Origin of the sequence: Pseudobutyrivibrio xylanivorans, from assembly GCF_008935055.1 — a bacterium.
Lineage (GTDB): Bacteria > Bacillota > Clostridia > Lachnospirales > Lachnospiraceae > Pseudobutyrivibrio > Pseudobutyrivibrio xylanivorans_A.
This window is the reverse complement of record NZ_CP043028.1, coordinates 645,127-657,811: the sequence shown is the minus strand read 5'-3', so window position 1 is coordinate 657,811 and position 12,685 is coordinate 645,127. Positions and strand designations below refer to the sequence as shown.

10 protein-coding genes are annotated in these 12,685 nt (G+C 42.2%); all 10 read left to right on the top strand.

The genetic code is table 11. The annotated features are described in order from the left end of the window. Positions 1 to 315 precede the first annotated feature (315 nt). The 10 genes from FXF36_RS02955 to FXF36_RS02915 all read left to right on the top strand — a co-directional run bounded on the left by FXF36_RS02955 (position 316) and on the right by FXF36_RS02915 (position 12,562). Positions 316 to 2,964 (top strand): valine--tRNA ligase, encoded by a 2,649-nt coding sequence (locus FXF36_RS02955; RefSeq protein ID WP_151622393.1) that lies wholly within the window; start codon positions 316 to 318, stop codon positions 2,962 to 2,964. Between the two features lie 219 nt (positions 2,965 to 3,183). Beyond that, complete coding sequence (deoC, locus tag FXF36_RS02950; RefSeq protein WP_151622392.1) at positions 3,184 to 3,861, top strand: deoxyribose-phosphate aldolase; 678 nt, start codon at positions 3,184 to 3,186, stop codon at positions 3,859 to 3,861. A gap of 178 nt (positions 3,862 to 4,039) precedes the next feature. Continuing rightward, positions 4,040 to 5,440 carry a FapA family protein gene (locus FXF36_RS02945; RefSeq protein ID WP_151622391.1) on the top strand — a complete coding sequence of 467 codons (1,401 nt, stop codon included), beginning with the start codon at positions 4,040 to 4,042 and terminating at the stop codon, positions 5,438 to 5,440. A 21-nt stretch (positions 5,441 to 5,461) separates the two neighbouring features. Continuing rightward, on the top strand, positions 5,462 to 5,602 hold the full coding sequence (locus FXF36_RS16210) for a hypothetical protein (RefSeq protein WP_167511264.1): 141 nt from the start codon (positions 5,462 to 5,464) through the stop codon (positions 5,600 to 5,602). Positions 5,603 to 5,650: 48 nt separating this feature from the next. Beyond that, positions 5,651 to 7,048 (top strand): tetratricopeptide repeat protein, encoded by a 1,398-nt coding sequence (locus tag FXF36_RS02940; RefSeq protein WP_151622390.1) that lies wholly within the window; start codon positions 5,651 to 5,653, stop codon positions 7,046 to 7,048. A gap of 13 nt (positions 7,049 to 7,061) precedes the next feature. Then, the gene (locus FXF36_RS02935) at positions 7,062 to 7,517 is read left to right on the top strand and encodes a cytidine deaminase (protein WP_151625637.1); all 456 of its coding nucleotides are present in this window, start codon (positions 7,062 to 7,064) and stop codon (positions 7,515 to 7,517) included. A 94-nt stretch (positions 7,518 to 7,611) separates the two neighbouring features. Further along, complete coding sequence (locus tag FXF36_RS02930) at positions 7,612 to 8,790, top strand: BMP family lipoprotein (RefSeq protein ID WP_151622389.1); 1,179 nt, start codon at positions 7,612 to 7,614, stop codon at positions 8,788 to 8,790. Positions 8,791 to 8,927: 137 nt separating this feature from the next. Beyond that, positions 8,928 to 10,466 (top strand): ABC transporter ATP-binding protein, encoded by a 1,539-nt coding sequence (locus tag FXF36_RS02925; protein WP_151622388.1) that lies wholly within the window; start codon positions 8,928 to 8,930, stop codon positions 10,464 to 10,466. After that, positions 10,466 to 11,614: an ABC transporter permease gene (locus FXF36_RS02920; RefSeq protein WP_151622387.1), complete on the top strand. Its 1,149-nt coding sequence runs from the start codon at positions 10,466 to 10,468 to the stop codon at positions 11,612 to 11,614. The genes FXF36_RS02925 and FXF36_RS02920 overlap by 1 nt, the downstream gene beginning before the upstream one ends. Positions 11,615 to 11,617: 3 nt before the next feature. After that, positions 11,618 to 12,562 (top strand): ABC transporter permease, encoded by a 945-nt coding sequence (locus FXF36_RS02915; RefSeq protein WP_151622386.1) that lies wholly within the window; start codon positions 11,618 to 11,620, stop codon positions 12,560 to 12,562. Positions 12,563 to 12,685: the final 123 nt, after the last annotated feature.

Sequence of the window (12,685 nt, the reverse complement as noted above, 5' to 3'; positions counted from 1 at the left end):
TTCGGAGTAGGTGGTGAATAAAGTGCCTTTGGGCAGACAAGCCATCCGAGTCGTTCCCGTAAGGAATAAGATGAGTTATAAATGCAGGTGGTAACGCGAATTTTCGCCCTGTGTGTCGAATTTACCGACGCACGGGGCTTTTTTGATTTTATTCAGAGCCAAGTAAATCTTGAGCTGATAGTTGCCACTTGTGGCAAACTTCAGGTAAAGATTTATTTGGTGAGATACCTACATGAGGAAAAGGAAAGCAGTGTAACTGCGGTTTTCCGAATGGAGGCTGAATAAAATCAGCTAAAATTTGGAAGGAGTAAAAAAATGAAAGAACTTGCAAAGACATATGACCCAAAGGGTCTCGAAGATCGTTTGTATAAGAAGTGGGAGGAAAATGGCTATTTCCATGCTGAGGTAGACCGCAGCAAGAAGCCATTTACAATTGTAATGCCACCTCCAAATATCACAGGACAGCTCCACATGGGACATGCCCTTGATAACACAATGCAGGATATTCTTATTAGATATAAAAGAATGCAGGGTTACTCAGCTCTTTGGCAGCCAGGTACAGACCATGCAGCTATTGCTACAGAGGTAAAGGTTATCGAGCACCTTAAGAAGCAGGGCATCGAGAAAGACAGCCTTGGTCGTGAGGGATTCCTTGAGAAGTGCTGGGACTGGAAGGATGAGTACGGAACACGTATCATCAACCAGCTTAAGAAGATGGGTTCTTCAGCTGACTGGGAGCGTGAGAGATTCACAATGGATGAAGGTTGCTCAAAGGCTGTTGAGGAAGTTTTTGTTAAGCTTTTCAACGAAGGCTACATTTACAAGGGAAACCGTATCATCAACTGGTGTCCAGTTTGCCAGACTTCTATTTCTGATGCTGAGGTTGAGCATGAGGAGCAGGCAGGTCATTTCTGGCACATGAAGTACGAAATCGTTGGTGAGCCAGGACGTTTCGTTACATTCGCTACTACACGTCCAGAGACAATGCTTGGTGATACAGCTGTTGCTGTAAACCCTAAGGACGAGAGATACCAGGATATCATCGGAAAGACTGTAATGCTTCCATTTGTTAATCGTGAGATTCCAGTTGTTGCTGATGAGTATGTTGATATGGAATTTGGTACTGGTGTTGTTAAGATTACACCAGCACACGACCCTAACGATTTCGAGGTAGGTAAGAGACATAACCTTCCTGTAATCAATATCCTTAACGATGATGCTACTATCAATTCAAACGGTGGCGAGTTCGAGGGTATGGATAGATACGAGGCTCGTAAGCTCATTGTTCAGAAGATGGATGAGATGGGTCTTCTTGTTAAGATTGAAGAGCATACACATAATGTAGGAACACATGACAGATGTAAGACTACTGTAGAGCCTATGGTTAAGCCACAGTGGTTCGTTGCAATGGAAGAGCTTGCAAAGCCTGCTATCGAAGCTATCAAGACAGGCGAGCTTCAGTTCGTTCCTAAGAACTACGACAAGACATATTTACACTGGCTTGAGAACATCCGTGACTGGTGTATTTCACGTCAGTTATGGTGGGGACACAGAATCCCAGCATACTACTGCGAGAAGTGTGGTGAGACAGTTGTAGCACGCTCAGCTGATGCTCCAACAGTTTGCCCTAAGTGCGGACACACTCACATGAAGCAGGATGAGGATACACTTGATACATGGTTCTCATCAGCACTTTGGCCATTCTCAACACTTGGTTGGCCAAATAACACAGAGGAACTTGATTATTTCTATCCAACAGACGTACTTGTTACTGGATACGATATCATCTTCTTCTGGGTAATCAGAATGGTATTCTCAGGATATGCGCACACAGGAAAGTCTCCATTTCACACAGTACTTATTCACGGTCTCGTTCGTGATTCACAGGGCCGCAAGATGTCTAAGTCACTTGGAAATGGTATCGATCCACTTGAGATTATTGATAACTACGGCGCAGATGCACTTCGTCTTACACTTATCACAGGTAATGCACCTGGTAACGACATGCGTTTCTACAACGAGCGTGTTGAGAACAGCCGTAACTTCGCTAACAAGGTATGGAATGCTTCACGTTTCATCATGATGAACCTTGCAGACAATGCAGTTACAGAGCCAGCTGAGGCAGACCTTGCAACAGAGGATAAGTGGATTATTTCTGCAGTTAACACTTTAGCCAAAGATGTTACTGAAAATATGGATAAATATGAGCTTGGTATCGCAGTTCAGAAGGTATATGATTTTATTTGGGATCAGTTCTGCGACTGGTATATCGAGATTGTAAAGCCTCGTATGTACTCTCAGGAGTATACAGCTAGCAAGAATGCAGCACTTTGGACAGCTAAGTTCGCACTTACAAATGCCCTTAAGATGCTTCACCCATTCATGCCATTCATCACAGAGGAAATCTTCTGCACACTTCAGAGCGAAGAGGAGACAATCATGCTCTCAGCTTGGCCTGAGTATGATGAGGCAAAGAACTTCCCAGTAGAGGAAGCAAAGGTTGAGCGTGCAAAGGACGTTGTTCGTGGTATGAGACAGCTTCGTACTGATATGGATGTTCCACCTTCAAAGAAGGCAGCTATCCACATCGTAGCTGAGGATGCAGCAGTTCGCGGTATCTTTGAGGAGATTACACCTATCTTTGCAACTCTTGCAGGTGCTACAGATGTAATCGTTCAGGCTGACAAGCTTGGCATTGGAAGTGATGCAGTTTCAGCTGTTATCCCTGATGCAACACTCTTTGTTCCACTTGAGGATCTTGTAGACTTCGAGAAGGAGAAGGAGCGTCTCACAAAGGAAAAAGAAAAGCTTGAGAAGGAGCTTGCTCGTTCGCGTGGAATGCTTTCAAATGAGAAATTCATGAGCAAAGCACCAGAGGCAAAGGTTGCCGAGGAGCGAGAAAAACTTGCAAAATATGAGCAGATGATGGCCCAGGTTGAGGCGCGTCTAGCCTCAATGCGTTAAGATTCTACGCGTGTTACGACTACAAGCATTATATTACTCCGCTCAACGTGAAATGTTTCGCTTGAGTAATATAATAGCTTGATGCCTACACGCTTAGTGTATAAATAGCTTGTAGTTAAACAATCTCTGAGTGTTGCAAAAGCGGAGCTTTCTATGCGAAGCGTTGCAATATCTCAGGATTGTGAACGTAACAAGCGAGCCAATACAGGAGGATAGGAAATGGATATTAAGAATATTTTAAGCAAATGCGACCACACTTTACTTGGTGTTGATGCAACATGGAATGACATTAAGGGGATTGTAGATGACGGAATGAAATACGAAACTGCTTCAGTTTGTATTCCTGCTAGCTTCGTAAAGCAGGCTGCTGAGTACGTTAAGGAGCAGGGAGGACACCTTCCAATCTGTACAGTAATCGGTTTTCCAAATGGCTATGCTACAACAGCTTCTAAGTGCTTCATGGCATCAGATGCTGTAGATAACGGTGCTTCAGAAGTAGATATGGTTATCAATGTAGGTTGGGTTAAGGAAGGACGTTACGATGATGTCCTTGCAGAGATTAATGCAATCAAGGCTGCTTGCAAGGGCAAGCTCCTTAAGGTAATCATCGAGTGCTGTCTTCTTACAGATGAAGAAAAGATTAAGATGTGCGAAGTTGTTTCAAAGTCTGATGCAGATTACATCAAGACATCAACAGGCTTCTCTACAGGCGGAGCTACATTCGACGACATCAAGCTTATGGCTGACCACATGACAAACGGAAAGCTTATCAAGGCAGCAGGTGGTATCGCTGATCTTGAGGATGCTCAGAAGTTTATCGACCTTGGAGCTTCAAGACTTGGAACAAGCCGTGTTGTTAAGGCTGTAAAGGGACTTCCAAACGACGGAAAGTACTAAGATTTCCATTAAGCCTCAAACGTGAAAATTTAATGAAAAATATTCAAAATTTAGTGAATTTTGTGACAAATACAAAATAAAGAAATATAATTATACTATTCAAAGTATGGGCATTTGTGCGCCCATACACGTTGAATAGTATAATTTATCTAACGGACTATTGTTTCACGGGGGACTTATGGCAGGGGCACTTCCACCTTTTGCACCAAAAGTACAGGTTTCATCTAATGGCTTGGAGGCAACTATGACCTTCAAGATTCCTGATGGAAAAAATGAGGTTCCAAGTTTTACTGCTGCGCAGCTGCTTGGAATCTTGAATCATGCCGGTGTAACTTTTGGAATTGATCAGGATATGCTTTCAAGGCTTTCAGACAGTCCGATTTATGGTCGTGCGGTGAAGGTCGCAGAGGGCAGTCCACAGGTTCAGGGGACCCCAGGGTATTTTGAATACACATTCGAGACAAAGTTCAATAGAAAGCCAACCATCCGTCCGGATGGAACAGCTGATTATATGAGTATCAAAACTATCGAGACGGTTGAAGCTGGTGATGTTGTAGCAATTTATCACCCTGCTGTTCAGGGGTCTCGTGGAATGTCCGTTCGTGGACGTATTCTAGAACCAAAACCAGTTAGAGATTTGCCGCCACTAATTGGACGTGGTTTTGATCGCTCTGCTGACAAACTCACCTACACTGCTAAGATTTCGGGAAAGATTGAGCTCAACCAGGGCAAGATTAATATTTCTCCTGTTCATGAGGTGAATGGGGATGTTGGAATCGACACTGGAAACATCAAGTTCAATGGAGATGTTATTATCCATGGTGGCGTGAGAGACGGCGCTGTTATCGATGCGGCTGGAAATGTTATTATTGATGGCCTTATTGAGGATTGTGAGATTCGTTCAGGCAAGGATTTGTTTCTACTTTCAGGTGTAAAGGGAAATGAGAAAACTGTCATAAACTGTGGAGGTAGTCTTACAGCTCAGTTTGTTGAATTTGCTGTAATTTCCTGCTCTGGGAATATTACTGCTGACTATTTCTTTAAGAGCAAGATTAACTGCGATGGCAGAATCGAGCTTAATGGGAATAATGCGTCTATTATCGGTGGGTATGTTTCTGCTGTTCAGGGCATCGAGGCAAATGATATTGGAAATTCTTTCGGAACTATCACTAATATCTCTGTTGGTATTGACTTGGAAAGAACAGCAGCATTTGAGATGCTTGCCAAGAAAATCGAGGCAATAAATTCAAATGTATTGAAGATTAAAAAAGGCATCGAAGATTTTGATAAGATTGGAGCGGAACGTGGAATTAATTATAAAGAGGACCCACGCCGTATGCAGCTACTTCGAGTAAGAATCCGTGACGAGGCCATTGTTCTTGAGGAGACAAAGCGCCTTCAGAAGATGAAGGAGATTATTGTTGCTGGAAAGGATGCATCAATAAGAGTTCTCAGAAGACTCTACGCAGGGGCTAATATTTCTGTAGATGACCATCATGTCACTATCACAGATACCCATGACAGAGTTGAGATTTTTAAAAGCCCAGAGGGTGTCAAGCTAAGGAAAATAAAGATTTAAGCACAGTCAAAGGATTGAATAATGATTGATTTTGAAGAAGAATTAAAAAAGTATGAGCCAGCAATCGAGGTTGAACAGGCAGAGGAAGACATTAAGGCCAGAGACCTCACAGATTTGACTGATTTACTTGTCAACATTTCTGCTCAGAAGGCTCAGAATTAGTAACATAACAAAAATAGCAATTAAGAAACGCTTTACGGAGAATAATAAATGCAATGCTTTATGTGTGGTGCCGAGGTTGGTAACGACAAAGTCTGTTACAATTGCGGCGCCGATATTTTGTTATACAAACAGATTATTTATACATCTTATTTGTTCTATAATCAGGGCTTGGAAAAGGCGAAGGTTCACGATTTGTCCGGTGCAATTGAAGCACTTAAAACCTCACTTCAATACTACAAGTACAACACCAATGCTAGAAATCTTCTAGGTTTGTGCTATTACCAGGTTGGTGAGACAGTTCGTGCAATCAATGAGTGGGTTCTTTCCAAGAATCTTCAGGAGGAGGATAATCCTTTTGCTGACAGATATCTTGCGGAAATTGAAAGTGATCCAGGGCTTTTAAACAAGCTAAATTCCACAATCAAGAAATATAATCAGGCAATTGAATACTGTAAGTCTGGTAGCCGCGATTTAGCTATGATTCAGTTGAAAAAGGTTATCAGTCAGAATCCAAATCTTGTAAAAGCACATCAACTTCTTGGACTTTTGTATATCCAGGAGAATAAGTTTGCCGATGCAAGAAAAGTCCTCTCAGCTGCGGCGAAAATCGATAGCAACAACACAACCACTATCCGCTATATCCATGAGGTGAAGGAACGCCTCAAGGAACAGAATACCGGAAAGCGTAAAAAGAAGAATGATGTTGTTACTTTCGCAGACGGGAATGACACTGTAATAATGTCAGAAAGCTCCTTCAGGAGTATGTTGGATAACACCCGCACAAGCTTGATAAATATTGTGCTTGGTATGGTTGTTGGTCTTTTGATTTGCTTCTTCCTGATAGTCCCAACAGTTCGCGACAATATGACTGATGGAAATACAGAAACGGTATTATCATTGAATGAAACACTCTCTCAATCACGAAGTGATAATCAGGCCCTTCAGGATGAGATTGACAGTCTTAAGAAAAGTCTTGCTGCATACGAGGATAAGCAGGATGTGGCGACATCATATGACAATCTTCTTGCAGCTCAAAATTCCTATGCGGCTGGTGACAGTGCTGCAGCAAGTGAGTATATTCAGCTTGTTACGAAAGAGGTGCTTGGAGAACAGGGACAAAAGTTTTATGATACCCTTTATAGCCAAATTGCTCCGGCTATTATTCAGGGCTATTATGATGACGGCAATTCCTTCTACACAGAGGAAAATTATGAGAGCGCAATTATCAACTTCAAGAATGTGGTTGATATTGACGAAGGTTACAATGACGGCGCAGCGCTGTTCCTTCTTGGGGACTGTTACAGGTTGACGGGACAGACTGAACAGGCATTGGAATGCTTCAATAAAGTTGTGGAGAGCCATCCTAATAATAAATGGGGACGTCAGGCAAAGGTATATATTGCTGCTGACGATACAGAGCTTTCTGCTACAGAAATAGGTGATTAAGTAGGTGAGTAATTTGACAGATTTTGAATTGATTAAGCTGGCCCTTGAGGCTAGAGAAATGGCTTATGCACCATATTCTCATCATAAGGTTGGTGCGGCGATTGAGTCTGCTGATGGCAGGGTTTTTAAGGGGTGTAATATTGAAAATGCAGGATATACACCAACAAATTGTGCTGAACGCACAGCGGTATTTAAGGCTGTTAGTGAAGGCGTGAAGAACTTTAAGAGAATAGCTATCGTTGGTGGTATGGATAATCTTACAGCACTGCCATATTGTGCTCCTTGTGGGGTATGTAGGCAGGTGCTTAGAGAGTTTACAGATCCAAAAGCTTTCGAAATCCTTCTTGCTGAGGTTGATAACGTAACAGATTTAGGGAAACTGGACGAGTCACAGGTGCACATCAAGGTTGTTACATTGGCAGAAATGCTGCCTTTAGGCTTTGGACCAGAAAACTTAAAGCTAGATTAATCAAAAACCTTGCAAAATACGGCGAATTCTTTATAATTAGCCTTAGGTGTTTTCTAAAACTAATAGAAGACGGATTCATAGGAGGAATGAAAGAATGAAAAAGAAGTTATTAAGCGTACTTCTTGTAGCTTCAATGGTAGCTACTATGTTTGTTGGATGCGGATCATCTTCATCAAGCGAGACAGCTTCATCAGATGATGCAGCAGCAACAACAGAAGAGGGGGCTGCAGATGAGGCAGCAGCTAGCGATTACACAATCGCAATGATTACAGACTCTGGTGATATCACAGATATGTCATTCAACCAGACAACATACGAGGCTGCTAAGGCATTCGCAGAGAAGAACAATGTAAAGTTCCAGTACTACAAGCCAACTGAGGATTCAGATGATGCTCGTATCGCTTCATTTGAGAACGCTGTTACAGATGGCTACAACGTAATCGTTGTTCCAGGTTACTTATTTGCAAACATGATCATGTCAGTTGCTGAGGATTATCCAAACGTAACAATCATCGCTCTTGACTGTGGTCCTGGTGATTTTGGTGATTATACACTTCCAGCAAACGTTTGCTCATTCACATATCAGGAAGAGCTTGCTGGTTACATGGCAGGTTATGCAGCTGTTAAGGAAGGCTACAAGAAGCTTGGTTTCCTTGGCGGTATGGCTGTTCCAGCTGTTATCCGTTACGGCTTTGGCTTCGTTCAGGGTGCTAACGATGCAGCAGTTGAGCTTGGCAACACATCAGATGTTCAGGTTAACTATGTATATGGTGGCCAGTTCTATGGTGATGACGCTATCACAGCTCAGATGGATACATGGTATTCAAACGGTACAGAAGTAGTATTCGCTTGTGGTGGTGGTATCTACACATCAGCTTGCGAGGCTGCTACAAAGGTAGATGGTAAGGTTATCGGTGTTGACGTTGATCAGTCTGGTACAATCGAGAGCCAGTACGGCGTAGAAGGCCTTTGCGTTACTTCAGCTATGAAGGGTCTTGCAGCAACAGTTGATGCTACACTTACAGATCTCTTCGCAGGTAACTGGTCTAACTACTCAGGAAAGATCGAGAACCTTGGTATCGTATCAGGTACAGATCCTTCACTTAACTATGTTCAGCTTCCAACTGACACATGGACAATGACAAACTTCACAGTAGATGATTACAAGGCACTTGTTGCTTCATTAAATGATGGAACAATCACAGTTGATAACTCAACAGATGCTATGCCTAAGACAGAAATCTCTGTAAAGGAATTTGATAACATTCACTAATTTCTGGTCACGTTAGTGTAGAATGAGGTGTAAATTATGGGCTTTCCGGTATCGGAAAGCCCTATTTTTTTATTGTGAAAAATCATTGAATTCAGTATAATTATTGTATATGAGTATAACTAAGAAAGGGTACTGCGATGGAAGATTATGTAATTGAGATGTTGCATATTACAAAAGAATTTCCTGGCATTATTGCAAATGATGATATTACTTTGCAATTGAAGCGTGGTGAGATTCATGCACTTCTCGGGGAGAACGGCGCCGGCAAGTCCACACTCATGAGTGTTCTTTTCGGACTCTATACACCGGAAAAGGGAGTTATTAAAAAGGACGGTAAGGAAGTTAAGATTAATAATCCTAACGACGCTACAGATCTTGGTATTGGTATGGTACATCAGCATTTCATGCTGGTTGATATTTTCACAGTTCTGGACAATATTATCTTAGGTTCAGAGCCTAGTAAGTTTGGCTTTTTGACAAAGGCAGAGGCGCGTAAAAAGGTTTTAGACCTGTCTAACAAGTACAACCTCAAGGTTGATCCAGACGCTTTGATTGAGGACATCACTGTTGGTATGCAGCAGCGTGTAGAAATCCTCAAGATGCTTTATAGGGACAACGATATCCTTATCTTTGATGAGCCTACAGCAGTTCTTACTCCACAGGAAATTGACGAGCTTATGAAAATCATGAAGGACTTGGCAGCCGAGGGCAAGTCAATTCTTTTCATTACACACAAGCTTAACGAAATCATGGAAGTTGCTGATAGATGCTCTATCCTTCGTAAGGGTAAATATATCGGTACTGTTGATGTCGCAAACACCACAAAGGAAGAGCTTTCATCAATGATGGTAGGTCGTGACGTTAAGTTTGCTGTTGACAAGGAAGAGGCTAAGCCAGGTGATGAGGTTCTCAAGGTAGAGAATGTCTGTGTAAAGAGCAAGCTTCATTCAAATGATTCAGTTCACAATGTTTCATTCAATGTTCGTGCAGGCGAAATCGTTTGTATCGCAGGTATTGATGGAAACGGTCAGACAGAGTTTGTAGGAGCTCTTACAGGTCTTGACAATATTGAAAGCGGTAAGATTACTCTCTGTGGTGAGGACATCACTAAGAAGTCTATACGTTATAAGAATACTCACGGAATGAGTCACATTCCTGAGGATAGACATAAGCATGGTCTCGTTCTTGACTACACTCTCGAGGAGAATATGATTCTCCAGAGATACTTTGAGCCTGCTTTCAACAACAAGGGTATCATCAAGAAGGCTGACATGAGAAAGTACTCTGACAGATTAGCACAGGCCTTCGATGTTCGTTCTGGACAGGGCGCTAAGACAATTGTTCGCTCTATGTCAGGTGGTAACCAGCAGAAGGCAATTGTAGCACGTGAAATGGACAGACAGCATGAGCTTCTTATCGCTGTACAGCCTACCCGTGGTCTTGACGTTGGTGCTATCGAATACATCCACAAGGAAATCGTTAAGGAACGTGATGCTGGAAAGGCAATTCTTCTCGTTTCACTTGAGTTGGATGAGGTTATGAACCTTTCTGATAGAATTCTTGTTATGTATGAAGGTGAGATAGTTGGTGAGGTTGATCCAAAGACTACTACACTTCAGGAATTGGGATTATACATGTCAGGTGCAAAACGTGACGACAGAAAGGAGGCTAAGTAATGGCAGAGAAAACAAGCTTTTTGAAAAGACCGGCAGTACAGACATTACTTGCTTCTGTTTTATGTGCTATCTTAGGTATTATTTTAGGTTATATTATCCTTTGCTTCATGAATGCAGAGCATGCAGGTGAGGGTATGTCAGCAATTCTTACAAACTTCTTCAAGTACAGAATTGCCAGTACAGCTACTCTTATGAAGTACATGGGTTCATTCTTAGTTAAATCAGTTCCAGTTATCCTTTGCGCAGAGGCTATTCTCTTTGCATACAAGGCTGGACTTTTCAACATTGGTGCAGCAGGTCAGTATACAGTTGGTATTATTGCCAGCCTTTATACATCACTTGCACTTGGTTGGAATTGGGCACTTTGCCTTATTGCAGCAATCGTTGCAGGTGCAGTTTGGGGCTTCCTAGCTGGATGCTTCAAGGCACTATTCAATGTAAACGAGGTTATCGCAGGTATCATGCTCAACTGGATTGGCTTATACATCTGTAATATCATCCTTGGTGGGGAGAAGTGTATGAATCAGTCAAAGTCTGAGACATACGAGATTAAGGAGTTAAATCCTGCAGGACTTCTTCCAGGCTTTATGCAGGATTTCTTTGGAGGCAATGAGTACATGACAATTGCTATTCCAATCACAATTATCATTGCAATCGTTATTCTTGTAGTTCTCAACAAGACAACATTCGGTTATGAGCTTAAGGCCACGGGTCACAACAAGGAAGCTGCTAAGTATTCTGGTATGAATGCAAAGCGTAATATTATTCTTACACTTGTTATTTCTGGTGCTATCGCAGGAATGGCTGCTGGTCTCTATTATTTGACTGGTATCGAGCATTTCAAGATTGCATCTTCTGTTCCAAGCATGGGCTTTAATGGAATCGCTGTTGCATTCCTTGGTGGTCTTCATCCAATCGGAGCTATCATTGCAGGACTTTTCGTTGAGTACATTACACTTGGTGGTCAGTACCTCAACACAAACTATTACAATCCACAGGTTGCAGATCTTATGATTTCAATAATTATTTATCTCTGCGGATTCGTATTATTCTTTAGAACTATACTTAACAGACCTGGCAAGGTAAAGGTTAACGCCAATGCGGAGCCAGACGATACAGCTAAAAAAGCTGAAGAAAAGGAGGTGTAGTCAATGCTATTATTAATTCAGTACACCCTGATTTTCTCAGCAGTTCTTATCCTTGTTGCTTTGGGAGGTATGTTCTCAGAGCGAAGCGGTATCATCAACCTGGGTCTCGAGGGTATTATGGTATTCGGTGCTATGGCAGGAGCTATGGTAATGGTTCTCCTTCCAGAGGATGCATCAAGAGGCACAATCATTTGCCTTACACTTTTAGCATCAGCAGTTGCTGGTATGCTTTCATCACTTTTGATTGCGGTTGCTTGTATCAACTTCAAGGCTGATCAGACACTTATCGGAACAGCACTTAACATGCTTGCTACAGCATCAGCAACAGTTATTATTAAGGGCTTCAACACAGCTCGTTCAGGCGGCACAGATTTCTCTGCAAAGCTTGATTATGTTCGTGGACACAACGCTTTCATGTTTAGCATCGGAAAGCTTCAGCTTAGCTGGTTTATCGTAGTTGCAGCTGTTCTCCTTGTAGTTGCTATCGTATTTTTCTACAAGACAAAGCTTGCGCTTCGTATCCGCGCATGTGGTGAGCATCCACAGGCAGCTGATTCAGTTGGTATCAATGTTTATGCTATGAGATACATCGGCGTATTGATGTCAGGATTCCTCGGAGGACTTGGTGGAATCATTTACATCTGCGCAGCAAACTCTACATGGCACTTTGATTATGGTGTTGCAGGTGCAGGTTTCCTAGCTCTTGCAGTTATGATTTTCGGTCAGTGGAAGCCAGAGCGTATTGCTTGGTCAGCAGTGCTTTTTGCTTTATTCCGCTCACTTTCAAACGTATATATGGGAATCGGATTCCTTCATGCACTTCCTATCTCAGGAACTGTATACAACATGTTCCCATACATCGTTTCACTTATCGTTCTTGCATTTACATCACAGAATTCTCGTGCTCCAAAAGCAGAGGGTATTCCATACGATAAGGGTGCTAGATAGACGTAACTACAGCTTGTTACACTGTCAAGCTTTATGATTTCTCCGCTCTGCATAGAAAGCATCGCTTGAGAAATATAAGAGCTTGACAGTTACAAGCTTTTTTTCATATTTATCAAGAGGATA

Bases quoted from the DNA above. Each gene is read 5' to 3' on its own strand.
- FXF36_RS02940 (WP_151622390.1), top strand. From the start codon at position 5,651: ATGCAATGCTTTATGTGTGGTGCCGAGGTTGGTAACGACAAAGTCTGT.
- FXF36_RS02930 (WP_151622389.1), top strand. From the start codon at position 7,612: ATGAAAAAGAAGTTATTAAGCGTACTTCTTGTAGCTTCAATGGTAGCT.
- FXF36_RS02915 (WP_151622386.1), top strand. From the start codon at position 11,618: ATGCTATTATTAATTCAGTACACCCTGATTTTCTCAGCAGTTCTTATC.
- FXF36_RS02945 (WP_151622391.1), top strand. From the start codon at position 4,040: ATGGCAGGGGCACTTCCACCTTTTGCACCAAAAGTACAGGTTTCATCT.
- FXF36_RS02920 (WP_151622387.1), top strand. From the start codon at position 10,466: ATGGCAGAGAAAACAAGCTTTTTGAAAAGACCGGCAGTACAGACATTA.
- deoC (WP_151622392.1), top strand. From the start codon at position 3,184: ATGGATATTAAGAATATTTTAAGCAAATGCGACCACACTTTACTTGGT.
- FXF36_RS16210 (WP_167511264.1), top strand. From the start codon at position 5,462: ATGATTGATTTTGAAGAAGAATTAAAAAAGTATGAGCCAGCAATCGAG.
- FXF36_RS02925 (WP_151622388.1), top strand. From the start codon at position 8,928: ATGGAAGATTATGTAATTGAGATGTTGCATATTACAAAAGAATTTCCT.
- FXF36_RS02955 (WP_151622393.1), top strand. From the start codon at position 316: ATGAAAGAACTTGCAAAGACATATGACCCAAAGGGTCTCGAAGATCGT.